We start from the raw sequence: 24,628 nt of genomic DNA, 5'->3' as shown, positions 1-24,628 counted from the left end.
TCAAGGGCATCCCAGGTGAGAGGGGTCGGGCTGCCGACCGGGCACCACGGCAGGTAACCTCCAGCTCATGTCCCGCCATGTCGCGATCGTCACCGATTCAACGGCCTACCTGCCGCCGCGGACGATGGAGCGCCACGGCATCACAGCGGTGCCTCTGACGGTGGTCCTCGGTGACCGGGCGCTGGAGGAGGGCACCGAGATCTCGACCCGTTCCCTGGCCCAGGCGCTCCAGAAGCGGCGGCCCGTCACCACCTCGCGGCCCAGCCCCGAACTCTTCGCCGAGACCTACCGCAAGGTCGCCGGTGCCGGCGCGAGCGGCATCGTCTCCCTCCACCTCTCGGCCGAGCTGTCGGGCACGTACGACGCGGCGGTCATGGCGGCGCGCCAGGCGCCGGTGCCGGTCCGGGTCGTGGACACCGGGACGGTCGCGATGGCCCTCGGGTTCTGCGCGCTCGCGGCGGCGGAGGCGGCGGAGTCGGGCGGGACGGTGGACGAGGCCGTCACGGCCGCCGAGAAGAGGGCCTCCGGCACGTCCGCCTACTTCTACGTCGACACCCTCGACTATCTGCGCCGCGGCGGCCGGATCGGTGCCGCGCAGGCGCTGCTGGGTTCCGCGCTCGCCGTGAAGCCGCTGCTTCGGCTGGACGACGGCCGGATCGAACTGCTGGAGAAGGTCCGGACGGCCTCACGAGCGATCGCCCGCCTCGAGGAGATCGCGGCCGACCGCGCCGGTGGAGCTCCGGTCGACATCGCCGTCCACCACCTCGCCGCCCCGGAGCGCGCCGCGGCCCTCGCGGACCGGCTGCGGACGCGGGTGCGGGGCGTGGCGGATCTGCATGTGAGCGAGGTGGGGGCGGTGATCGGGGCGCACACCGGTCCCGGGCTGCTGGGGGTCGTCGTCTCGCCGCGGTGACCGTGCACCCGGCTGATCAACCACCCGTGCGGGTGGCGGGGTTTTCCACAACCGGGCGGTAGTCCCCGGAAATCGAGCAAGATCATCGCGGGGCCGGGCAGGTGCCCGATGCTCGCCGCATGGCAATGCGATCACGTTCACGTACAGCGACCGTCTCCAGTGGGCCGGGGCGGCAGGCCGGATCCGACGGCCGGATTCGGCACCGCCCGCCGCCGGTGCGGAGCAGGAGCGGGAGCCGGAGCCGGAGCCGGACGTCCTGGCACCGGTACGCGTCGGCGTCGGCGTCGGCGGAGGAAGTCCGCCGGCGCGCGGAGGCGCTGTTCCCCGAACACGCCGGTGAAGGGCGGGAGCGGGAGCGGGAGCAGAAGCAGGGTCGGGAGCAGGAGCAGGAGCAGGAGCGGGAGTGGGGGGCCGGGTCGCTGGGGGCTCTGGGGGATCGGGGGACCCTGGAGGATCAGGGAAGCCTGAGGGATCGGGGGAGCCTGCGCGGTCAGGGAGGCGCGGGCGACGGCACGTCTGGAGGGTCTCGGTCCGGAGAGTCCCGGTTCGGAGAGTCCCGGTCTGGAGAGTCCCGGTCCGGAGAGTCCCGGTCCGGCGAACCCCGGCTCGTGGAGGCATGGCGGGTCCGGGCCGGGCTGGCGGTGCGGGAGCGGGTGCCGTTGTGGCTGCAGACCAGGTGCGGGCTGGAGCGGCGGAGCGTGGTCGCGCTGTCCGTGCTGCTCGTCGTGGCCGCCGTCTTCGCCGTCCAGCATTTCCGGACCGGTCGGACCCAGTCGGTACGGGCGCCCGAAGTGGTGCGGGCGGCGGCTCCGTTCGGCGAGCGGAAGGGGAGCGCAGAGCCCCAGCCGGCCGGGGCGCCAAGCCCTCCGGGTACGGCCGGGGCCGAGATCGTCGTGGACGTCAGTGGCAAGGTGCGTGAGCCCGGGATCCATCGACTGCCCGCGGGCTCACGGGTCGCCGACGCGCTGAGCGCGGCCGGTGGGGTGCGTCCCGGCACGAGCACGGACGGGCTGAACCGGGCACGCCTGCTGGTGGACGGGGAGCAGGTGATCGTCGGAGGGCCCGCGGCCCCGGCGCCCGCGGTCGGCGGCGGTTCGTCCGGCGGGGCGGCGGGCCGGGCGGCGGCGGGCGGTGCCCCCGCGGCTCCGATCGCTCTCAGCACCGCGACTGTGGACCAGCTCGACACGCTGCCGGGCGTCGGCCCCGTGCTCGCCCGGCACATCGTCGACTACCGCGCACAGCACGGCGGTTTCCGCTCGGTGGACGAGCTGCGCGAGGTCAACGGCATCGGCGCCCGCCGCTTCGCCGATCTGCGGAATCTCGTACGGCCATGAGGCGCGTCCCCGGTCTCCCGACGCGGCGCGCGGCCGTCCACGCCGCCGCCGAAGGACGGCTCGGAGCCGCCCACCCCCGCCAGGAAGGACCGACCGACCTGCGCCTCGTACCGCCCGCGCTCGCGGCCTGGGCGACGGCCGCGGTGCTGCTGGACGCGGCGCCCGGCCGGGTCGCGGCCGTCGCGGTGGCGTGCACGGCCGTGGCGGTGGTCTTGCTGGTGGCACCGGGGCGGGGAGCGCGAACGGGGCCTCCCGGGGCGGGACGGTGGCCGCGGCTCCCGGCCGCCGCCGTGCTGCTCTGCGTCGCCGGGGCCGCCGTCTCCGCCGGGCTGCACGGAGCCGATGTGCGGCGTGGGCCCGTGCCCGGCCTGGCCCGGCGGTACGCCTCCGTGACGGCCGAGGTCGAGATCACCTCCGACCCCCGGCTCACCCGGCCCCGGATCAGGGGCGACCACGCCATGCCGGCCTCCGTCCTGATGGACGCCCGGGTACTGCGGGCCCAAGGGGCGGACGGGACGGCGGTGGTCACCCGGGCACCGGTGCTGCTGATCGTCGACGTGCGGGCCGGCGCAGGAACCGGTGGAGGAACCGGTGGAGGAACCGGAACCGGGACGCTCGCCGCCGGAGGGCCGGCACGCTCACCCTGGCTCCGACTGCTTCCCTCCACTCGCCTGCGCGTCCACGCCCGGTCGGCGCCCGCAGCCGTCGGCGGCGACCGGATCGCGGGTGTGCTGCGCGTGCGGGGACGGACCCCGCCGGAGGTGGTGCGCGGGCCCTCGGGCGCGCAGCGGTTCGCGGGGCGGTTGCGGGCCGGGTTGCGGGAGGCGACGGACGGGCTGCCGCCGGACGCGCGGGCGCTGTTGCCCGGACTGGTCGTCGGTGACACCTCGCGGATCACCCCGGAACTGGACGAGGCGTTCAAGGAGACCGATCTCGCGCACACACTCGCGGTGTCCGGCAGCAACCTCACCATCATCCTCGCCCTGCTGATCGGGCCGGCGGGCATGGCCCAGCTCGTGGAGCGGCGCGGGCTCGCGCCCCGGCTCGGCATCCCGCTGCGGACGACCGCGGTGCTCGGCGCGGCGCTCACGCTCGGGTTCGTGGCCGTGTGCCGGCCGGGCCCGAGCGTGCTCAGGGCCGCGGCCTGCGGCAGCGTCGTGCTGCTGGCGCTGGCGACCGGACGCCGCAGGTCGCTCCTCCCGGCGCTGGCGACCGCGGTCCTGCTGCTGGTGCTCTATGACCCCTGGCTGGCGCGGAGCTACGGTTTCCTGCTGTCGGTGCTGGCCACCGGTGCCCTGCTCACGCTCGCTCCGCGCTGGAGCGAGGCGCTGCGGCGGCGCCGGGTTCCGCCGAGACTGGCCGAGGGGCTGGCCGCGGCGGCGGCCGCGCAGGCGCTCTGCGCGCCGGTCGTGGCCGTGCTGTCGGCGCGGGTCAGCCTGGTGGCGGTGCCGTGCAATCTGCTCGCGGAGATCGCGGTGGCACCGGCCACGGTGCTGGGCTTCGCGGCGCTGGCGACGGCACCGGTGCTGATGCCGCTGGCCGAAGCGCTCGCATGGTGCGCGCGTTGGCCCACGTCCTGGATCGCGAACATCGCCCGCACCGGGGCGGCGCTGCCCGGTGGGTCGGTGCACTGGCCGGGCAGCTGGAGCGGGGCGGGCCTGCTCGCCCTCGTCACGGTGGCCCTCGTGCCGGCGGGCCGGCGGCTGCTGCGCCACCCCTGGCTGTGCGCGGCCTGCGGGGCGCTGCTCGTCCTCGTCGTGGTGCGACCGCCCCCGCTGACCCGGGTGATCACGGGATGGCCGCCCCCGGGGTGGCGACTTGCGGTGTGTGACGTGGGACAGGGCGACGCGATGGTGCTCGCGGCGGGGCGCGGCAGCGGTGTCGTGGTGGACGCCGGGCCCGATCCGGCGCTCGTCGACCACTGTCTGCGCACGCTCGGCGTCACCCGGATCCCACTGCTCGTACTCACCCACTTCCACGCCGATCATGTGGCCGGGCTGCCCGGTGTGCTGCGCGGACGTCCGGTGGGGGCGATCGAGACGACGGGCTTCGAAGAGCCCGCGGACCAGGCGGAGTTCGTACGGAAGGAGGCGGCGGCCCGGCACATCCCGCTCACCCGGGCCACGGCGGGCGAGCAGCGGCGCACCGGCACGCTGAGCTGGCGGGTGCTGTGGCCCCCGCCGCGCCCGGCACCGGAACCGGACGGGCCGAACGACGCCAGTGTCACTCTGCTGGTCAGATCCGCCGGGCTGCGGTTCCTGCTGCTCGGGGACCTCGAACCCCCGGCCCAGCAGGAGCTGTTGCGGTCGCCGCAGGGAGCGCTGCTGGATGGTGTGGACGTGCTCAAGGTGGCCCACCACGGTTCGGCGTACCAGGACCCGGAGCTGCTGCGCAGGGTGGCGCCGCGGCTGGCGATCATCTCCTGCGGGCGGGACAACCCGTACGGGCATCCGGCTCCCGGTACGGTCGCGGCGTTGCGGGCCGAGGGCGCGGTGGTGCTGCGGACGGACCGGGACGGAGCGCTCGCGGTCGCGGGGGCGGGCGGGCAGTTGCGGGTGGCGGCAGACTGAGGGCATGCCTATCCGAGAGAAGACCGACGGCTATCTCAGCCGCCTGGGACTCCAGCCCGGGCAGCGGCCCACCGCGCCCACCGCCGAAGTACTCCGCGATCTGCACCTGCGCCATCTGCGGGCCGTGCCCTTCGAGAACCTCTCGATCCACCTCGGTGAGGAGATCGTGCTGGAGGAGGACCGGCTCGTGGACAAGGTGGTGGGGGCGCGGCGGGGCGGGTTCTGTTACGAACTCAACGGCGCGTTCGCCGCGTTGCTCGGCGAGCTCGGGTTCGAGGTCACACGGCTGGCGGCGCGGGTGCACGGGGACGCGGGGCGGCTCGGGATCCCCTACGACCATCTCGCGCTGCGGGTGCGGACCTCGGACGGGCGGGAATGGCTGGCGGACGTGGGGTTCGGGGCGCACAGCCACTACCCGCTGGCGTTCGCGGACAGGAGTGAGCAGAAGGATCCGGGCGGCATGTTCCGGATCGCCGAGGCGGGGCCGGACCTGGACGTCGTGGTGGACGGCAGGTCGCAGTACCGGCTGGAGGTGCGGCCGCGCGAGCTCGGCGACTTCGTGTCCGGGGCGTGGTGGCACAGCACCTCGCCCAGGTCGCACTTCGCGCGGTCGCTGGTGTGCTCGAGGGTGGCGGAGGACGGCGGGAGGATCACGCTCAGCGGGCGGACCTTCAAGGTGACGGGCCCCGACGGGACGCGGCAGGAGCGCGAGTTGGGCAGTGACGAGGAGGTGCTCGGGGTGTACCGGGAGCGTTTCGGGATCGAGCTGGACCGTGTGCCGGCCGTGCGGAACCCCGACGGGCGCTGTTGATTCGGTGGTGCGGGCGCCGCAGGGGCTGACCTGCGTCCCGCCCCTGCGGTGGGCGTGCCGGAGAATGGGCCCGTGAGCGATGTGAGACATGTGCTGGTGCTGCCGGACCGCGAGGCCGCGGAAGAGGCGGCCGAGGCACTGGGGGAGCGGTTCGGGGTCGCGGAGGAGCCACGGCTGGTACGGGACGCGCTGGCCGGCGAGGACGACGCGGAGGACGCGCAGTGGCTGGTCGTCCTGCGGGACGAGGACGAGCGGCTGGACCCCGCGGAGCTGGACGCGTTCGCGGGGGAGTGGGAGGGCTGGCGCGAGGAGCCGTAGCGCCCTGCGAGCCGCAGTGCCGCGCGGCGGAGCCGTGCATGCCCCGTGTCCGCCCCCGGGGCCGGCCGGGCCGGCCGTGTTGTCAGTGGGCCGTGCCATGCTTGGCGCGATGGCCAGGAAGACTGCGAATGACGACCCTCTCGCCCCCGTGACGCTTGCCGTGGGCCAGGAGGACCTCCTGCTCGACCGTGCCGTGCGGGAGGTGGTGGCCGCCGCGAGGGCCGCCGACGCCGACACGGACGTGCGTGACCTGACCCCCGACCAGTTGCAGCCCGGCACGCTCGCCGAGCTCACCAGCCCCTCGCTCTTCGCGGAGCGCAAGGTCGTGGTCGTACGCAACGCGCAGGATCTCCCGGCCGACACGGTCAAGGACGTGAAGGCATACCTCGGGTCGCCCGCCGAGGAGATCACCCTCGTGCTGCTGCACGCGGGAGGAGCCAAGGGCAAGGGGCTGCTCGACGCCGCGCGCAAGGCGGGTGCCCGGGAGGTCGCCTGTCCGAAGATGACCAGGCCGGCGGACCGGCTGGCCTTCGTGCGCGGGGAGTTCAGGGCGGCCGGGAGGTCGGCCACGCCCGAGGCCTGCCAGGCGCTGGTCGACGCGATCGGCAGCGATCTGCGGGAGCTGGCGTCCGCCGTCTCCCAGCTGGTCGCCGACGTGCAGGGGACCATCGACGACGCCGTCGTCGGGCGGTACTACACCGGGCGGGCCGAGGCGTCGAGCTTCGAGGTCGCCGACCGGGCGGTGGAGGGGCGCGCGGCCGAGGCCCTGGAGGCGCTGCGCTGGGCGCTGTCGACCGGCGTCGCACCGGTGCTGATCACCAGCGCGCTCGCGCAGGGAGTGCGGGCGATCGGCAAGCTGTCCGCCGCGCGCGGGGGGCGGTCGGCGGATCTGGCCCGGGAGCTGGGGATGCCGCCCTGGAAGATCGACCGGGTACGGCAGCAGATGCGGGGGTGGACGCCGGACGGGGTGTCCGTCGCGCTCCGGGCCGTGGCCGAGGCGGACGCGGGTGTCAAGGGCGGCGGCGACGACCCGGACTACGCCCTGGAGAAGGCGGTCGTGACGATCGCCCGGGCAGCGCGCTCACGCGGACGAGGCTGAGAACAGCCCCCGGCGGTGTTCACCCCGCCGCCCTCACGCCCTCCCGCGCACCGCGGACCCCTCCGCCGCCTCCGGCTCCGCCCAAGGCCGAGCCCCGGCGGGGCTCGGCCCCTGGACGTCCTCAATGCCCCGCGCATGCCGAAGGCCCCGGCGCCCCGCCCTGGGGAAGGGCTGGGGCCGGGGCCTCCGGTTCGTGCGGGTGAGCCCGTACCCGCGTGGCGAACGCAGGCCGCGTACAGGCTCGGGGTGCCGGTCGGGGGCGGATGAGAGAGGGCCCGCCCTGGGTCCTTCCGGCGATCAGATCAAAGAGAGATGTCAGCCCTGGAGGGACGCGACCTTGTGAGCAAGCGCCGACTTCTTGTTGGCGGCCTGGTTCTTGTGGATGACGCCCTTGGAGACGGCCTTGTCGAGCTGACGCGCGGCAGCGCGCTGGTACTCGAGGGCCTTCTCGCGGTCACCCGCGGCAGCGGCCTCGCGGGCCTTGCGGATCGCGGTCTTGAGGGAGGACTTGACGGCCTTGTTGCGCAGCCGGGCCTTCTCGTTGGTCTTGTTCCGCTTGATCTGGGACTTGATGTTCGCCACTGATTGAGCCTTTTCAGGTTCAGGCACGGGACCGCACGCGGCCCGTGCCAGGTGATTTCTTGAGGTGTGCCCCGCGCTGAGAGGGCATGAGGCACAGCCACCCAGGCTACCAGTGGCCCGGCCCACGGCCCAAAACGGTCCCAGGTCGCCGCCCGTGGGACGATGGAGCCTACGTAAAGATCCGACCCGAGGCATAAGGCGCCTCAAGAGACAGGACCCTGCGTGCCCGCGACCCCTAACAATGTGCCCGAGCCGAGCCGCACCGACCCGGCTCTGATCCGCAACTTCTGCATCATCGCGCACATCGACCACGGCAAGTCCACGCTCGCCGACCGGATGCTCCAGCTGACCGGCGTGGTCGAGCAGCGCCAGATGCGCGCTCAGTACCTCGACCGCATGGACATCGAGCGCGAGCGCGGCATCACGATCAAGTCCCAGGCGGTGCGCCTGCCGTGGGCTCCCACCCACGACGAGAACCACACGCACATCCTCAACATGATCGACACCCCGGGGCACGTCGACTTCACGTACGAGGTCTCGCGGTCGCTCGCCGCCTGCGAGGGGACCATCCTCCTCGTCGACGCAGCCCAGGGCATCGAGGCGCAGACCCTCGCCAACCTCTACCTGGCGATGGAGAACGACCTCACGATCATCCCCGTGCTCAACAAGATCGACCTGCCCGCCGCGCAGCCCGAGAAGTTCGCCGAGGAACTGGCCAACCTGGTCGGCTGCGACCCCGACGACGTGCTCAGGGTCTCCGCGAAGACCGGCGTCGGCGTCGACGCGCTGCTCGACAAGGTGGTGGCGGACATCCCCGCCCCGGTCGGCGTCGCGGACGCCCCGGCCCGCGCGATGATCTTCGACTCCGTCTACGACTCCTACCGCGGTGTCGTGACGTACGTCCGTGTCATCGACGGCCAGCTCAACAAGCGCGAGCGCATCAGGATGATGTCGACCGGGGCCACCCACGAGCTGCTGGAGATCGGGACGAACTCGCCCGAGATGCTGCCCGCGGACGGGCTCGGCGTCGGCGAGGTGGGCTATCTGATCACCGGTGTGAAGGACGTCCGCCAGTCCAAGGTCGGTGACACCGTCACCAGCCAGCAGAAGGGCGCCACCGAGGCGCTCGGCGGCTACAAGGACCCGAAGCCCATGGTCTTCTCCGGTCTGTACCCGCTGGACGGTTCCGACTACCCGGAGCTGCGCGAGGCCCTCGACAAGCTCCAGCTCAACGACGCCGCGCTGGTCTACGAGCCGGAGACCTCCGCCGCCCTCGGCTTCGGCTTCCGCGTCGGCTTCCTCGGCCTGCTCCACCTCGACGTCATCCGCGAGCGCCTGGAGCGCGAGTTCGGCCTCGACCTGATCGCCACCGCGCCCAACGTGGTCTACCGCGTGCTCATGGAGGACGGCAGCGAGCACACGGTCACCAACCCGAGCGAGTTCCCCGAGGGCAAGATCAACGACGTGTACGAGCCCGTCGTACGCGCCACGATCCTCGCGCCCACCGAGTTCATCGGGTCGATCATGGAGCTGTGCCAGACCCGGCGCGGCACCCTGCTCGGCATGGACTACCTGTCCGAGGACCGCGTGGAGATCCGCTACACGCTCCCGCTCGCGGAGATCGTCTTCGACTTCTTCGACCAGCTGAAGTCGAAGACGCGCGGCTACGCGTCGCTGGACTACGAGCCCACCGGCGAGCAGACCTCCAGCCTGGTCAAGGTGGACATCCTGCTGCACGGCGACAAGGTGGACGCCTTCTCCGCCATCACGCACCGGGACCAGGCGTACGCCTACGGCGTGCGGCTGGTGGCCAAGCTGAAGGAGCTCATCCCGCGGCAGGCCTTCGAGGTGCCCGTCCAGGCCGCCATCGGCTCGCGCGTCATCGCCCGCGAGACCATCCGCGCCATCCGCAAGGACGTCCTCGCCAAGTGCTACGGCGGTGACATCTCCCGTAAGCGCAAGCTGCTCGAGAAGCAGAAGGAGGGCAAGAAGCGGATGAAGATGGTGGGTTCCGTCGAGGTGCCGCAGGAGGCGTTCATCGCGGTGCTCTCCAGCGACGACAACGCGGGGTCGGGCAAGGGCAAGAAGTAACCGGGAACGCGGACCGTTCGCACACCGGGGGCTCGCCGCGCAGGTTCGGCGGGCCCCTCGGCGTGGGGGCGGACGCCGCACCGGCCGCGACCGGTCGCTCAGGTGAAGAATCCGGGGATACGGGAGATCGCCGACCGTCCCCTCTTACGTCGGGGCCGGTCGCGCCTTACTCTGATGCCTGCTCCATAGTTACTCGCGAGTTAAACAACGCTCGCGGGTGGAAACCAGCCGCACTGAGCCAGCCGCACTGCCGCGGGCCCCGGAGGATGTCGTGAGCGACACACAGACACTGATCGAGAACCGTCCGCCGAGCGTGGCGACTCTCTTCCTCGAACGCGTCGCGGCCACACCGGACGCCGAGGCCTACCGCTACCCGGTGGCGCCTGCCTCCGGCGAGGGCCCCGACGAGTGGAAGTCGCTGAGCTGGGCGCAGGCCGCCGAGCGGGTCTACGCGATCGCGGCGGGTCTGATCGAGCTGGGTGTACTGCCGGAGCAGCGGGTCGCGCTCGCCTCCTCCACCCGGGTCGAGTGGCTCCTCGCCGACCTCGGCATCATGTGCGCCGGCGCCGCGACGACCACGGTCTACCCGCAGACCAACGCCGACGAGTCGGCGTTCATCCTCGCCGACTCCGACAGCCGGGTGCTGGTCGCGGAGAACGCGGAGCAGGTCGCCAAGGTGGCCGGCAAGCGCGCCGAGCTGCCCGACCTCACGCATGTCGTGGTGATCGACGCGGCCGGCGTCGAGACGGGCGACTGGGTGCTGACCCTCGCCGAGCTGGAGGCCCGGGGCGCCGCCCGGCTGGAGAAGGACCCCGAGCTGATCAAGGAGCGCGTCGGCGCGATCACCAGGGACCAGCTCGCCACCCTCATCTACACCTCCGGCACCACGGGCCGCCCCAAGGGCGTGCGCCTGCCGCACGACAACTGGTCGTACATGGCGAAGGCGATCGCGGCGACCGGACTGGTCGGGCCCGAGGACGTGCAGTACCTGTGGCTGCCGCTCGCGCACGTCTTCGGCAAGGTGCTCACCTCCGGCCAGATCGAGGTCGGCCACGTCACCGCCGTCGACGGCCGCGTCGACAAGATCATCGAGAACCTCCCGGTGGTGCGGCCGACGTACATGGCGGCCGTCCCGCGCATCTTCGAGAAGGTCTACAACGGGGTCGCGGCCAAGGCGAAGGCCGGCGGCGGCGCCAAGTACAAGATCTTCCAGTGGGCCGCGGGGGTCGCCCGCGAGTACGCCAAGGCCTCCCAGGAGAACTTCCGGCGCACCGGCACCCCGTCCGTCCCGTTCGGGCTCGCCGCCCGGCACAAGGTGGCCGACGCGCTCGTGTTCGCCAAGATCCGCGAGGCGTTCGGCGGCAACCTGCGCGCCTGCGTCTCCGGTTCGGCCGCGCTCGCCCCGGAGATCGGCTACTTCTTCGCCGGTGCCGGCATCCACATCCTGGAGGGCTACGGCCTCACGGAGTCCTCGGCCGCCTCCTTCGTCAACCCGGGCGAGGCCTACCGCACCGGAACGGTCGGCAAGCCGCTGCCCGGCACGGAGGTGCGCATCGCGGACGACGGCGAGATCCTGCTGCGCGGCCCCGGCATCATGCAGGGCTACCACGGGCTGCCGGAGAAGACGGCCGAGGTGCTGGAGCCGGACGGCTGGTTCCACACCGGCGACATCGGGGAACTGTCCCCCGACGGCTACTTGCGCATCACCGACCGCAAGAAGGACCTCATCAAGACGTCCGGCGGCAAGTACATCGCGCCGGCCGAGGTCGAGGGCCAGTTCAAGGCCGTGTGCCCGTACGTGTCCAACATCCTGGTGCACGGCGCCGACCGGAACTTCTGCACCGCGCTGATCGCGCTCGACGAGCCGTCCCTCCTCGAGTGGGCCAAGGACAACGGCCTGGAGGGCAGGTCCTACGCCGAGATCGTCGCCGAGCCCGCCACGGTCGCCCTCGTCGAGGGCTATGTGAAGGAGCTCAACCAGGGGCTGCAGCGCTGGCAGACCATCAAGAAGTTCCGGCTGCTGCCGCGGGACCTCGACGTGGAGCACGGTGAGATCACGCCGAGCCTGAAGCTGAAGCGGCCGGTCGTCGAGCGGGAGTACAAGCACCTGATCGACGAGATGTACGCCGGTACGCGGGAGGCGTAGGGCGGCGGAGCGCGGTCAGCCCGTGCGTCCGCTCATCAGCTGACGGATCTCCCGGATCCGGGCGCGCAGCGCGTCCCGGTCCGGGGGGTCCTCGCCGTCCAGTTCCGCCTCCAGCTCCGCCAGCCTCGCGTCCGCCTCCCCGTGGTCCGTCCTGGCGTCCGCGCGCCGCTGCGCGAGCAGGCGCCGAAGCTGCAGGTTCTTGCGGTGCAGGTCGAGGAAGACGGTCACCTTCGCCCTGAGCACCCACGGGTCGAAGGGCTTGGTCAGATAGTCCGCGGCCCCCGTGGCATACCCGCGGAAGGCGTAGCCGGAGTCGTCGTCCGCGCCGGTCAGGAAGATGATCGGGACGTCCTTGGTCTGGTCGAGCCGCTTGATGTTCGCGGCCGTCTCGAACCCGTCCATGCCGGGCATGCGCACATCGAGCAGGATGAGGGCGAAGTGCTGCCGCAGCAGCGCCTTCATCGCCTCCTCGCCCGAACGCGCGCGTACCAGCGGCTCGTTGAGGGACCCCAGGACGGCCTCCAGCGCGATCAGGTTGTCCTCCACGTCGTCCACGAGGAGGATGCTGGCGCGCTCGTCGGTCGTTGCCTCAGCGCTCATGGTGACTGTGCCTCATGACTGTGCCTCATGATTCGGTCGTCGGCGGAACCGCTGCTTCCCCGCCTGCGCCCGGCTTCGGTGCAGCGGTCTCGGAGATGCCGTGCGCGCCCTCGGGGTCCAGGAGCGCGCACACGACCTGGAGCAGCTGGTCGACGTCCACCGGTTTGGGTACGTAGTCGTTCGCACCGCGGGCGATGGACTTCTCCCGGTCCCCGGGCATCGCCTTGGCGGTGAGGGCGACGATCGGCAGGCCGGTCCAGCGGGGGGTGCGGCGGATGGCGGAGATGGTCTCGTAGCCGTCCATCTCCGGCATCATGATGTCCATCAGGACGAGTTCGACGTCCGGGTTGCGTTCCAGGGTCTCGATGCCCTCGCGGCCGTTCTCCGCGTACAGCACCGGCATCCCGACCCGGCCGAGGACGTGGGTGAGGGCGAAGACGTTGCGGATGTCGTCGTCGACGATCAGCACCCGCCTGCCGGGCAGCACCTGACCCGCCCGGCCCGCGGTCCACTCCTCGAGTTTGGTGGGAGCCGGCCAGGCGTCCTCCGCGTCGTGCGCGGCGGTGAGCGGTTCGGCCGGCAGCTGCTGGGGCACCGGGAGCGCGCGCGCCTCGGCGACCGGTCCGGTCGCCGTGTGGCCGGGGCTGACGACGGGGACGTACAGCGTGAACGTGGACCCCTTGCCCGGCTCGCTCTCGGCGACGATACGGCCGCCGAGCAGGCCCGCGATCTCCCGGCTGATGGACAGGCCGAGACCGGTGCCGCCGTACTTGCGGTTGGTGGTGCCGTCCGCCTGCTGGAACGCCTCGAAGATCACCGGCAGTTTCTCGGCCGCGATGCCGATGCCGGTGTCGCGGACCGCGAAGGCGATCACGTCGTCGCCCTCGTGGACGCGCAGGTGCTCGGGGTCCCCGACCCGGCTCACCCGCAGCTCCACCCGGCCCGTCGCGGTGAACTTGATCGCGTTGGACAGCAGGTTGCGCAGGATCTGCTGCAGTCGCTGCTCGTCCGAGTACATCTCGCGCGGCACGTCCTCGCCGACCGACACCTCGAAGGCGAGCCCCCGGTCCAGGGTGAGCGGGCGGAAGGTGGCGTGGACGTAGTCGAGCAGCTTGATCAGCGGCAGCTTCTTGGGACGTACGTCCATCCGGCCGGCCTCGATCTTCGACAGGTCCAGGATGTCGTTGATCAGCTGCAGCAGGTCCGAGCCGGAGCGGTGGATGGTCGTCGCGAACTGCACCTCCTGGTCGGTGAGACGGCCGTCCGGGTTGTCGGACAGCAGCCGGGCGAGGATCAGCAGGGAGTTGAGCGGCGTGCGCAGCTCGTGCGACATGTTCGCCAGGAACTCCGACTTGTACTGGGAGGAGGTCGCCAGCAGGGCCGCCTTCTCCTCCAGTTCGGCGTTCGAGCGCTGCAACTCCGCCTGCTGCATCTGCAGTTCGTCGGAGCGCTCCTGGAGCTGCATGGCCAGCCGCTGGGACTCGCCGAGCAGGGACTCCGTACGGGAGTTGGCGATGATCGTGTTGATGGCGACGGCGATGGTGTTCACGAACTGGTCGAAGAAGGCCAGGTGCACGTCGGAGAAGCGGGAGAAGGAGGCCAGCTCGATCACGCCGAGGAGCTTGTCCTCGAAGAGGATCGGGATGATGACGACGCTCGTGGGCGCCGCCTCGCCGAGCCCGCTGTTGATCTTGATGTAGTCCGGCGGGGCCTCCTCGACCAGGATCCGCTTCTTCTCGCGGGCGGCCTGCCGCACCAGTCCGTGCACCGGCAGACCGCCGGTCTCGACGGTCGCGCCCTGCGCCGAGCCGTACCCGGCGATGAACGCGAGCCCCTTGGCGGGCACGGAGGTGCGCAGAGTGGTGCCGTCCTCGTCCGGGTCGGCGAGGAAGAACGCGCCGTACTGGGCGTTCACCAGCGGCGTCAGCTCGCGCAGCAGCAGGTCGGCGACCTCCATCAGGTCGCGGTGGCCCTGCATCAGGGCGGCGAGGCGGGCCAGGTTGGACTCCAGCCAGTCCTTCGCGCGGGTCGTCTCGCGGAGGTTGGCCACCATCAGGTTGATGTTGTCCTTGAGCTCGGCGACCTCGCCGCGCGCCTCGACCGTGATCGAGCGGGACATGTCGCCCTGGGCCACGGCGGAGGCGACCTCGGCGATCGCGCGGACCTGGGTGGTGAGGTTCAGCGCGAGCTCGTTGACGTTGGTCGTCAGGCGCTTCCAGGTGCCGTAGACGCCCTCGACCCGTGCCTGGCCGCCGAGTTGGCCCTCGGAGCCGACCTCGCGGGCGACGCGGGTGACCTCGGAGGAGAAGGAGGAGAGGGTGTCGACCATGGTGTTGATGGCGGTCTTCAGCTCCAGGATCTCGCCGCGGGCGTCCACGTCGATCTTCTTGGAGAGGTCGCCGTTGGCGACGGCGGTGGTGACCTGGGCGATGTTGCGCACCTGTGAGGTCAGGTTGTCGGCCATGTAGTTGACGTTGTCGGTCAGGTCACGCCACACCCCGGAGACGCCGAGGACCTGGGCGCGGCCGCCGAGCCGGCCGTCGGTGCCGACCTCGCGGGCCACGCGGGTGACCTCGTCGGCGAAGGCGCGCAGCTGCTGCACCATCGTGTTGACGGTGTCCTTCAGCTCCAGGATCTCGCCGCGGGCGTCCACGGTGATCTTCTTGGAGAGGTCGCCGTTGGCGACGGCGGTGGTGACCTGGGCGATGTTGCGGACCTGCGAGGTCAGGTTCAGCGCCATGAAGTTGACGTTGTCGGTGAGGTCCTTCCAGACGCCGGAGACGCCGCGCACCTGCGCCTGGCCGCCGAGGTTGCCTTCGGTGCCGACCTCGCGGGCGACGCGGGTGACCTCGTCGGCGAAGGCGGAGAGCTGGTCGACCATGGTGTTGATGGTGGACTTCAGCTCCAGGATCTCGCCCTTGGCCTCGACGGTGATCTTCTTGCCGAGGTCGCCCTGGGCGACGGCGGTGGAGACCAGCGCGATGTTGCGGACCTGCGAAGTGAGGTTGTCCGCCATGAAGTTGACGTTGTCGGTGAGGTCCTTCCAGACGCCGGAGACGCCGCGCACCTGGGCCCGGCCGCCGAGGTTGCCTTCGGTGCCGACCTCGCGGGCGACGCGGGTGACCTCGTCGGCGAAGGCGGAGAGCTGGTCGACCATGGTGTTGATGGTGGACTTCAGCTCCAGGATCTCGCCCTTCGCGTCCACGGTGATCTTCTGGCTCAGGTCGCCGTTGGCGACCGCCGTGGTGACCTGGGCGATGTTACGGACCTGCGAGGTCAGGTTGGAGGCCATGAAGTTGACGTTGTCGGTGAGGTCCTTCCAGACGCCGGAGACGCCGCGCACCTGGGCCCGGCCGCCGAGCTGACCCTCGGTGCCCACCTCGCGGGCGACCCGGGTGACCTCGTCGGCGAAGGCGGAGAGCTGGTCGACCATCGTGTTCACGGTCAGCTTCAGTTCGAGCAGCTCGCCGGTCGCCTCGACGGTGACCGTACGGGTCAGGTCGCCGCGGGCCACCGCCGTGGTCACCAGGGCGATGTCACGCACCTGGGCGGTCAGCCGGGCCGCCATCGTGTTGACGGCCTCGGTCACGTCCCGCCAGCTGCCCGACAGACGCGCCACCTTCGCCCGGCCGCCGAGCCGCCCCTCGGTGCCCACCTCGCGCGCGACCCGGGTCACCTCGCCGGTGAACAGCGACAGCTGGTCGACCATCCGGTTCACGGCACGGCCCAGCCGCCGCAGGTCACCGCGTAACTGCCGGCTGCCGTCGTGCAGGTCGACCCGCTGGGTGAGGTCACCGCCGGCCACCGCGTCCAGCACCCGCGTGGCATTGGCCGCCGGGGCCACCAGGGCGTCCAGGATCTGGTTCACGTCGTTGACCCGGGACGTCCACGCGCCCTGGCCCGGACTGGCCGAAACCCGCTCGTCGAGCCGCCCGTGGCGCACCAGCTCCCGCTTCACGCGCCGCACTTCCCCGTTGAAGTGGGTGCTCCGGTCCACGAGCTGGTTGAAGGCCGCCGTCAGTTCGGCCACGATCCCGCGGCCCGTCTCGGGAACCTTGGCGAAGTCCCCGTCCCGGGCGGCGTTCATCGCGGCGAGCAGCGGGCGCAACTCCGATGCTCGGACTTGTTCCGGTTTCTGTCCGTCTTCGAGCGCACGCGTAGCACTGTTCTCACTCATGGCGGCCCACTTCGGTAACTCGGTGCTTATGGGCGTGGTCAGTCTGTCACTCTGTCGGCATCGACTGAGGCGTATTCGTCCGAACCGCTCGGGGAGCTGTCCATGGGGGCCATTCCGACGCAACGGGAGACCGCTTCCTGTGCCTGCGGGGCGCCTGCGCAGGGGCACATGCCCGCGCACGGGGAGGCGGAACCCCGCGCGCAGACGTGCACGACGTTCCCCGGAAGCCCTCTCGCGCCCGGGTCCGCCCGCGCGCTCGTCCGGGCCACGGCCGCCGGGTGGAGCGCGGACCGCCTGCCGGGCGCCGACCACCTCACCGGCCGTCTCGTCGACGACGCCGTGCTCGTCGTCAGCGAACTCGTCACCAACGCCGTCGTGCACGCGGGCACCGAGGTCACGCTGGAGCTCCGGCTGGAGCAGGGCGCCGGAGCGCTGGTCGTGGAGGTCTCCGACCACCACCCCTCCCGCGCGCCCCGCGACGCGGAGGCCGAGGCGCCGTACGAGACACCGGAGTACGGCCGCGGGCTGCGCCTGGTCGCCACGCTCGCCGAGTCCTGGGGCGTCTCCTTCCGCAGGGGCACCAAGACGGTGTGGGCACGGCTGACCGACCAGGCACGGGCGGCCGGCGGCCCGGAGAGCCGCGGTGGCCGGCTCGTCCTGGAGCGCGGACTGCGCGCCGCGGAGAGCCTCGCGCCCGATCCGCAGCGCGCCGAGCGCGACCGGGACTGGCTGCACCGGGGCGCCCTGTCCTTCCTCGCCGAGGCCTCCGACCTGCTCGCCGGGCAGCTCGACGAGAACCTGGTCGCCGCCCTCGCCGGGCAGCTGATCGTGCCCCGCCTCGCCGACTGGTGCGCGGTGTGGCTGGAGGACGAGGCCATGGGCCGCGGCTGGGCCGACGGCACCGCGGGAGCCGGACCCCGGCTCGCCCGGGTCTGGCACGGCAGCGAGAACCGCATGGAGGAGCTGCGCCGGGCGCTGGAGAAGGACCCGCCGCACCCCGCCGACGGGGCGGGGACGTCCGGGCCCGTGCCGCACCCCTGGCCCGGCGAGGCACTCGGCGCGCGCGGAGAGCACGGCGCGGCGCTCGCCTACCGCCTGGTCGCGGGCGGCCGGCCGCTCGGCACGCTCGTCATCGGGCGGGCCGGGCTGCTGCGCTTCCCCGACGAGGTCACCGGGCTGATAGAGGACCTCAGCCGCCGGGTCGCGCTCGCCATCGGCGCGGCCCGCCAGTACGCGCGCCAGGCCACCATCAGCCAGGTGCTCCAGCGCGGGCTGCTGCCCGCCGCCGTCGCCGAGATCCCCGGCGTGCGCAGCGCCCTCGTCTACGAGCCGTGCGACAAGGGCGGCCCCAGCGGCGACTTCTACGACCTCTTCCCGGCCGGTGACGGACGCTGGTGCTTCGCCGTCGGCGACGTCCAGGGCAAGGGCCCCGAAGCCGCCGTGGTCATCGGCCTGGCCCGCCCCTGGCTGCGCCTGCTCGCGCGCGAGGGCTACCGCGTCGCCGACGTCCTCGACCGCCTCAACCGGCTGCTCCTCGACGACGCCACGGAGGCCGCGGACGCCGCCGCCCGGGCCCTGGTCCGGCCGCCCGCCCCCGGCGACGGCCCGCAGACCCGCTTCCTGTCCCTGCTGTACGGCGAGCTGAGGCCCTTCGACGGCGGCGTACGCTGCACCCTGGCCTCCGCCGGCCATCCGCTCCCGCTGCTGCTCGGCCCGCACGGGGACGTCCGTACGGCCGCGCGTCCGCAGACCCTCCTCGGAGTCGTCGAGGACGAGACCTACACCAGCGAGACCTTCGAGCTGCGGCACGGCGACAGCCTGCTCTGCGTCACGGACGGGGTCACCGAGCGCCGCGACGGCTCCCGCATGTTCGACGACGCCGACGGGCTCGCGGACGCCCTCGCCGGCTGCGCGGGCCTGAGCGCGCAGCTGATCGCGGAGCGCATCCGCCGGCTGGTGCACGAGTTCGGCGGGAAGCCGCCGGAGGACGACCTGGCCCTGCTGGTGCTGCAGGCGGAGTGAGCGGCACGCGGACCGGGCCCGGCCGGCGTGCCGGACAGCGGGGACGGGTCCCGGCCGGCGTGCTGGACAATGGACGGCATGCCTTCCGCACTTCCCGACGGCGAGCCGGTCCCCGCCGACGGCGCCCTGCCCGCCTCCGCGCTCGCCGGCGCCGCCGCCCGCCCCCTCGGGTTCTACCTGCACGTCCCGTACTGCGCGACCCGCTGCGGCTACTGCGACTTCAACACCTACACCGCCACCGAACTGCGCGGCACCGGCGGCGTCCTCGCCTCCCGCGAGAACTACGCGGACACCCTGATCGACGAGCTCCGCCTGGCGAGGAAGGTCCTGGGCGACGACCCGCGCCCGGTCCGCACGGTCTTCGTCGGCGGCGGCACCCCGACGCTGCTGCCCGCGGCCGATCTCGTCCGCATGCTCGGGGCGATCCGCGACGAGTTCGGCCTCGCGCCCGACGCGGAGGTCACGACGGAGGCGAACCCGGAGTCGGTGGATCCCGCGTATCTGGCCGTCTTGCGGGAGGGCGGCTTCAACCGCGTCTCCTTCGGCATGCAGAGCGCGAAGCGGCATGTGCTGCGCGTGCTGGACCGCACCCACACCCCGGGCCGCCCGGAGGCGTGCGTGGCGGAGGCCCGCGCGGCGGGCTTCGAGCATGTGAACCTGGACCTGATCTACGGCACGCCGGGGGAGTCGGACGACGACTGGCGGGCGTCGCTGGAGGCGGCGATCGGCGCGGGCCCGGACCACGTCAGCGCCTACGCCCTGATCATCGAGGAAGGCACGCAGCTGGCCCGCCGCATCCGCCGCGGCGAGGTCCCGACGACGGACGACGACGTCCACGCGGACCGGTACCTGATCGCGGAGGACGTCCTGTCCGCGGCCGGTTTCGACTGGTACGAGGTCTCCAACTGGGCCACCGCTCCCGCGGCCCGCTGCCTGCACAACGAGCTGTACTGGCGCGGCGCCGACTGGTGGGGCGCGGGCCCCGGCGCGCACTCGCACGTCGGCGGGGTGCGCTGGTGGAACGTGAAGCACCCGGGCGCCTACGCGGCGTCACTGGCGCAGGGGCGGTCGCCGGGAGCGGGGCGCGAACTGCTGTCGGAGGAGGACCGCCGGGTGGAGCGGATCCTGCTGGAGCTGCGGCTGCGGGAGGGGGTGCCGCTGTCGCTGCTGAAGGAGGACGGCCTCGCGGCGTCCCGGCGGGCACTGGGGGAGGGGCTGCTGGAGGGCAGGCCGTACGAGGAGGGGCGAGCGGTGCTGACGTTGCGGGGGCGTTTGCTGGCGGATGCGGTGGTGCGAGACCTGGTGGACTGATCACTCCGGCGGGTGAATCGCCCCGGAACTGCGGTTCGGTCCCTAACCTGGTTCGTAGTCTGCCGCTGACAGTACGCGGCGAATGTGGAGGCCACGGAGATGACCGCTGTGGACGAACGTGGAGTCGCGGAGTTCTTCGAGGGATTCGAGCCGCCCGAGGGGCTCAAGGTGGAGCTCCTGCGGGGGGAAATCGTGATGATGGCCAGCCCTGATCTGGTGCACAACCTGATCGTGCTGCTCACGGAGAGGCAGATCCCACTGGATCGCTGGTATCCCCTCCAGACTCAGGAAGTCGACGTCGTCGACGAGGCGAGCGAGCCGGTTCCGGACCTCGTGGTCGTCGCGCGCGACATGTTGCCCGGCTCAGGGCGACTGCTGCCGAGTCAGTTGATCACGGCTGTTGTCGAGGTCGTTTCCAGGACCAGCGTCCAGCGGGACTATGAGATCAAGCGGTCGATCTACGCCGCCGGGAAGGTGCCCGCCTACCTCATCGTGGACCCGATCATGGCGCAATGCGTCCTGTTGACGGTGCCCGAGGGGAAGGGCGAGAACGCCGACTACCGGACGCAGCACCTCGCGAAGTTCGGTGAACCGCTGCCGCTCGACGTTCTGGGCATCGAGCTTGACACCAGTGAGTTCGGAACCTTGCCCAACGCTAGGCCCCACCGCTACCCGTGACGAAGTCGATCAGTTCCTCCACCCGCCCGAGCAGCTCCGGCTCCAGGTCCTTGTAGGAGCCGACCCGCTTCAGGATCGCCTGCCAGACCGCCCCGGTGTTCTCCGGCGGCCACCCCAGCGCCCGGCACACCCCCGTCTTCCAGTCCTGCCCGTGCGGGACGCGCGGCCACGCGTCGATGCCCAGGGACGCCGGTTTCACCGCCTCCCAGATGTCGATGTACGGGTGGCCGACCACCAGCGTGTGCTCACTCGTGACCGACTCCGCGATGCGCCACTCCTTGGTGCCCGGCACGAGATGGTCCACGAGCACCCCCAGCCGCGCGTCCGGCCCGGGGCCGAATCCGGCCACGATCGACGGCAGGTCGTCGACGCCCCCCAGGTACTCCACGACCACGCCCTCGACGCGCAGGTCGTCGCCCCAGACCTTCTCGACCAGTTCCGCGTCGTGCCGGCCCTCGACGTAGATCCGCCCGGCGCGCGCCACCCGCGCGCGTGCGCCGGGGACGGCCACCGAACCGGACGCCGTACGGGCCGGACGCACCGGAGCCGCGCCGGACGGGCGCACGAGCGTCACCACCCTGCCCTCCAGCAGGAACCCCCGCGGCTCCAGCGGGAACACCCGGTGCTTGCCGAAGCGGTCCTCCAGGGTCACCGTGCCCGCCTCGCAGCGGATCACCGCCCCGCAGAAACCCGTGCCGGGCTCCTCGACCACCAGACCGGGCTCGGCCGGGACCTCCGGCGCGGGCTCGGACTTCTTCCACGGCGGGGTCAGGTCGGCGGAGTACGAACGAGGCCGCGGGCCCGAGGGGCCCCCGTTGGCCGGGCGGTGGCGGGAGACGGGTGGGCGCATTCGGACGACGATAGGAGAACCGGCCGGCCGGTGGTCACGACACGCCGAAACGCGCCGCCAGCTCGTCCCGCTGGGCCCGCACGAACCGCGCGTCCACCACCGCTCCGTGACCGGGCACGTACAGCGCGTCCTCGCCGCCCAGGTCGAGCAGCCGGTCGAGCGCGGCCGGCCAGTGCGAGGGCACGGCGTCGGAACCCGCCTGCGGCCGCCCCGACTCCTCGACCAGGTCGCCGCAGAAGACCACCTCGGGGGAGCCGGGCACCAGCACCGCCAGGTCGTGGGCCGTGTGGCCGGGGCCCACGTTCGCCAGCAGCACCTGCCGGCCGCCGCCCAGGTCGAGGGTCCACTCCCCGGAGACGTGGTGCCGGGGCGCGGCCAGCGCGTCCACCGCCTCCTCGGCCGCCCGCTCGTCCAGCCCGTGGCCCACCGCGTCCGCCCGCAGCTCCTCGCGCGCGTGCCGCGCCTCGAACAGCGCGTCCACGCCCACGGCGCCGTACACCTCCGCGCCCGCGAACGCCGCCGCCCCGAAGACGTGGTCGAAGTGCGGATGGGTGAGGGCGAGATGGGTCACACGGTGACCGGCGAGCCGCTGCGCCTCGGTGCGCAGCCGGGTGCCCTCCGCGAGGCTCGAACCCGCGTCGATCACGAGCGCCGTGCCCGCCCCCACGACCAGGCCCGCCGTGCAGTCCCAGTGCGGAAGCCGGCGGCGCCCGGTCCCGTCCGCCACCCGCTCCCACCCGAGCTCTTCCCAAGTCACCGTCATACCGCGACGCTAGCGGTACGGGCCGGCCCGGCGGGGACTGCCTTGCCCGGGGTGTACCCCACCGCCGTACACTGGGCCGGGGAACTCTGGCACTCGGATGGACAGAGTGCCAGGCAAAGCGCCCGGGGACGACTTTCTGGAGGTGTGCGCGAATGCTGAGTGAACGACGGCTCCAGGTGCTGCGCGCCATCGTCCAGGACTACGTCGGCACCGAGGAGCCGGTGGGCTCCAAGGCGCTGACCGAGCGGCACGGCCTCGGCGTCTCCCCGGCCACCGTGCGCAACGACATGGCGGCCCTGGAGGACGAGGGCTACATCGCCCAGCCGCACACCAGCGCCGGGCGCATCCCGACCGACAAGGGCTACCGGCTGTTCGTCGACAAGCTCGCCGGCGTCAAGCCGATGTCCGGACCCGAGCGGCGCGCGATCCAGAACTTCCTCGACGGCGCCGTGGACCTCGACGACGTCGTGGCACGGACGGTACGGCTGCTCGCGCAGCTCACCCGGCAGGTCGCCGTCGTGCAGTACCCCTCGCTGACCCGCTCGACGGTGCGGCACGTGGAGCTGCTCTCGCTCGCCCCCGCGCGCGTGATGCTCGTGCTGATCACCGACACCGGCCGGGTCGAGCAGCGCATGGTGGACTGCCCGGCGCCGTTCGGAGAGGCCTCGCTGGCGGATCTGCGGGCGCGGCTCAACAGCCGGGTCGCGGGACGCCGTTTCGCGGACGTGCCCCGGCTCGTGGAAGACCTGCCGGACGCCTTCGACGTGGAGGACCGGGGCACGGTCGCCACGGTGCTCTCCACCCTCCTCGAGACACTCGTCGAGGAGAACGAGGAGCGGCTGATGATCGGCGGCACCGCCAATCTGACCCGCTTCACACATGACTTCCCCCTCACGATCCAGCCGGTGCTCGAGGCGCTGGAGGAGCAGGTCGTGCTCCTCAAGCTGCTCGGGGAGGCCGGGGATTCGGGCATGACCGTACGCATCGGTCATGAGAACGCCTATGAGGGACTCAACTCCACTTCTGTGGTGTCGGTGGGCTACGGTTCGGGCGGCGAGGCAGTCGCCAAGCTCGGCGTGGTCGGCCCGACCCGCATGGACTACCCGGGAACGATGGGAGCGGTACGCGCAGTGGCACGGTACGTCGGACAGATCCTGGCGGAGTCGTAAGTGGCCACCGACTATTACGCCGTCCTCGGCGTGCGCCGCGACGCGTCGCAGGAAGAGATCAAGAAGGCCTTCCGGCGGCTCGCGCGCGAGCTGCACCCGGACGTCAACCCGGACCCGAAGACCCAGGAGCGGTTCAAGGAGATCAACGCCGCCTACGAGGTGCTGTCGGACCCGCAGAAGAAGCAGGTCTACGACCTCGGCGGCGACCCGCTCTCGCAGGCGGGCGGCCAGGGCGCGGGCGGCTTCGGCGCCGGCGGCTTCGGCAACTTCTCCGACATCATGGACGCCTTCTTCGGCACGGCCTCGCAGCGCGGCCCGCGCTCGCGCACCCGCCGCGGCCAGGACGCCATGATCCGGCTGGAGGTCGAACTCGACGAGGCGGCCTTCGGCACGACCAAGGACATCCAGGTCGACACGGCGATCGTCTGCTCCACCTGCAACGGTGAGGGCGCGGCGCCGGGTACCTCCGCGCAGACCTGTGACATGTGCCGGGGCCGCGGTGAGGTCTCGCAGGTCACCCGGTCCTTCCTGGGCCAGGTCATGACCTCGCGGCCGTGCCCGCAGTGCCAGGGCTTCGGCACCGTGGTGCCCAGCCCCTGCCCGGAGTGCGCGGGCGACGGCCGGGTCCGCTCCCGCCGCACGCTCACCGTCAAGATCCCGGCCGGTGTGGACAACGGCACCCGCATCCAGCTCGCGGGCGAGGGCGAGGTCGGCCCCGGCGGAGGCCCCGCCGGCGACCTCTACGTCGAGATCCACGAACTGCCGCACTCGACGTTCCAGCGGCGCGGCGACGACCTGCACTGCACGGTGACGATCCCGATGACCGCGGCGGCCCTGGGCACCAAGGTCCCGCTGGAGACCCTGGACGGCCTGGAGGAGGTCGACATCCGGCCCGGCACCCAGTCCGGCCAGTCGATCCCGCTGCACGGCCGGGGCGTGACGCATCTGCGGGGCGGCGGCCGCGGCGACCTCGTCGTGCACGTCGAGGTCCAGACCCCGAACAAGCTCGACCCCGACCAGGAACGCCTGCTGCGCGAACTGGCCAAGCTGCGCGGCGAGGAACGACCCCAGGGACAGTTCCAGCCGGGGCAGCAGGGTCTGTTCTCCCGGTTGAAGGATGCGTTCAACGGGCGCTGACGCGTGTCGGGCCGTCTGCTGGGGGTCCGGGGGTCGGCCCCCGGGCAGGTACAGTCG

The 24,628-nt window shown here is 72.3% G+C and carries 18 protein-coding genes; 13 read left to right on the top strand and 5 right to left on the bottom strand.

All coding sequences use genetic code 11. The features are described from left to right. The first annotated feature begins 67 nt into the window (after positions 1-67). The 6 genes from ACJ9NR_RS13615 to holA all read left to right on the top strand — a co-directional run bounded on the left by ACJ9NR_RS13615 (position 68) and on the right by holA (position 7,045). Positions 68-913 carry a DegV family protein gene (locus tag ACJ9NR_RS13615; protein ID WP_412487822.1) on the top strand — a complete coding sequence of 282 codons (846 nt, stop codon included), beginning with the start codon at positions 68-70 and terminating at the stop codon, positions 911-913. A gap of 608 nt (positions 914-1,521) precedes the next feature. Then, the gene (locus ACJ9NR_RS13610; protein ID WP_412487821.1) at positions 1,522-2,247 is read left to right on the top strand and encodes a ComEA family DNA-binding protein; all 726 of its coding nucleotides are present in this window, start codon (positions 1,522-1,524) and stop codon (positions 2,245-2,247) included. Continuing rightward, complete coding sequence (locus tag ACJ9NR_RS13605; RefSeq protein WP_412487820.1) at positions 2,244-4,817, top strand: ComEC/Rec2 family competence protein; 2,574 nt, start codon at positions 2,244-2,246, stop codon at positions 4,815-4,817. The genes ACJ9NR_RS13610 and ACJ9NR_RS13605 overlap by 4 nt, the downstream gene beginning before the upstream one ends. A gap of 4 nt (positions 4,818-4,821) precedes the next feature. Then, positions 4,822-5,628, top strand: a complete 807-nt coding sequence (locus ACJ9NR_RS13600; RefSeq protein ID WP_412487819.1) for an arylamine N-acetyltransferase family protein — start codon at positions 4,822-4,824, stop codon at positions 5,626-5,628. 72 nt (positions 5,629-5,700) lie between these two features. Then, complete coding sequence (locus ACJ9NR_RS13595; RefSeq protein ID WP_412487818.1) at positions 5,701-5,946, top strand: hypothetical protein; 246 nt, start codon at positions 5,701-5,703, stop codon at positions 5,944-5,946. Positions 5,947-6,055: 109 nt separating this feature from the next. Further along, a complete protein-coding gene (gene holA, locus ACJ9NR_RS13590; protein ID WP_412487817.1) occupies positions 6,056-7,045 on the top strand; it encodes a DNA polymerase III subunit delta in 990 nt (329 codons plus the stop codon). 315 nt (positions 7,046-7,360) lie between these two features. On the opposite strand, the gene rpsT is transcribed toward holA, so the two are convergent. Then, positions 7,361-7,627 carry a 30S ribosomal protein S20 gene (gene rpsT, locus ACJ9NR_RS13585; RefSeq protein WP_412487816.1) on the bottom strand — a complete coding sequence of 89 codons (267 nt, stop codon included), beginning with the start codon at positions 7,625-7,627 and terminating at the stop codon, positions 7,361-7,363. 222 nt (positions 7,628-7,849) lie between these two features. On the opposite strand from rpsT, the gene lepA reads away from it, so the two are divergent. Both lepA and ACJ9NR_RS13575 read left to right on the top strand, forming a co-directional pair. Continuing rightward, the gene (gene lepA / locus ACJ9NR_RS13580) at positions 7,850-9,718 is read left to right on the top strand and encodes a translation elongation factor 4 (RefSeq protein WP_412487815.1); all 1,869 of its coding nucleotides are present in this window, start codon (positions 7,850-7,852) and stop codon (positions 9,716-9,718) included. A 271-nt stretch (positions 9,719-9,989) separates the two neighbouring features. After that, positions 9,990-11,864, top strand: a complete 1,875-nt coding sequence (locus tag ACJ9NR_RS13575) for an AMP-dependent synthetase/ligase (RefSeq protein WP_412487814.1) — start codon at positions 9,990-9,992, stop codon at positions 11,862-11,864. 15 nt (positions 11,865-11,879) lie between these two features. Here ACJ9NR_RS13575 and ACJ9NR_RS13570 read toward each other — a convergent pair whose 3' ends face one another. Next, entirely contained in the window at positions 11,880-12,464 is a 585-nt protein-coding gene (locus tag ACJ9NR_RS13570; protein WP_412487813.1) for a response regulator, read from the bottom strand. 25 nt (positions 12,465-12,489) lie between these two features. After that, positions 12,490-16,641 (bottom strand): HAMP domain-containing protein, encoded by a 4,152-nt coding sequence (locus ACJ9NR_RS13565; protein WP_412487812.1) that lies wholly within the window; start codon positions 16,639-16,641, stop codon positions 12,490-12,492. A gap of 102 nt (positions 16,642-16,743) precedes the next feature. On the opposite strand from ACJ9NR_RS13565, the gene ACJ9NR_RS13560 reads away from it, so the two are divergent. From ACJ9NR_RS13560 to ACJ9NR_RS13550, 3 genes are all read left to right on the top strand, one after another. Next, entirely contained in the window at positions 16,744-18,663 is a 1,920-nt protein-coding gene (locus tag ACJ9NR_RS13560) for a SpoIIE family protein phosphatase (protein WP_412487811.1), read from the top strand. A gap of 78 nt (positions 18,664-18,741) precedes the next feature. Next, a complete protein-coding gene (gene hemW, locus ACJ9NR_RS13555; protein ID WP_412487810.1) occupies positions 18,742-19,974 on the top strand; it encodes a radical SAM family heme chaperone HemW in 1,233 nt (410 codons plus the stop codon). Positions 19,975-20,073: 99 nt separating this feature from the next. Continuing rightward, positions 20,074-20,652 (top strand): Uma2 family endonuclease, encoded by a 579-nt coding sequence (locus ACJ9NR_RS13550; protein WP_412487809.1) that lies wholly within the window; start codon positions 20,074-20,076, stop codon positions 20,650-20,652. Here ACJ9NR_RS13550 and ACJ9NR_RS13545 read toward each other — a convergent pair. After that, positions 20,630-21,502 (bottom strand): DUF3097 domain-containing protein, encoded by an 873-nt coding sequence (locus tag ACJ9NR_RS13545; RefSeq protein WP_412487808.1) that lies wholly within the window; start codon positions 21,500-21,502, stop codon positions 20,630-20,632. The two genes, ACJ9NR_RS13550 and ACJ9NR_RS13545, sit on opposite strands and share 23 nt — an antisense overlap. Positions 21,503-21,536: 34 nt before the next feature. Continuing rightward, on the bottom strand, positions 21,537-22,265 hold the full coding sequence (locus tag ACJ9NR_RS13540) for an MBL fold metallo-hydrolase (protein WP_412487807.1): 729 nt from the start codon (positions 22,263-22,265) through the stop codon (positions 21,537-21,539). A gap of 152 nt (positions 22,266-22,417) precedes the next feature. Here ACJ9NR_RS13540 and hrcA point away from each other — a divergent pair, with 152 nt between their 5' ends. After that, positions 22,418-23,434, top strand: a complete 1,017-nt coding sequence (gene hrcA, locus ACJ9NR_RS13535) for a heat-inducible transcriptional repressor HrcA (RefSeq protein WP_412487806.1) — start codon at positions 22,418-22,420, stop codon at positions 23,432-23,434. Beyond that, positions 23,435-24,571, top strand: a complete 1,137-nt coding sequence (gene dnaJ, locus ACJ9NR_RS13530) for a molecular chaperone DnaJ (RefSeq protein ID WP_412487805.1) — start codon at positions 23,435-23,437, stop codon at positions 24,569-24,571. The last annotated feature ends 57 nt before the right edge of the window (positions 24,572-24,628 follow it).

This window comes from Streptomyces sediminimaris (assembly GCF_047049295.1).
Classification (GTDB): Bacteria; Actinomycetota; Actinomycetes; order Streptomycetales; family Streptomycetaceae; genus Streptomyces; species Streptomyces sediminimaris.
The sequence above is the reverse complement of the archived record's forward strand: the minus strand, read 5'-3'. Positions and strand labels throughout refer to the sequence as shown.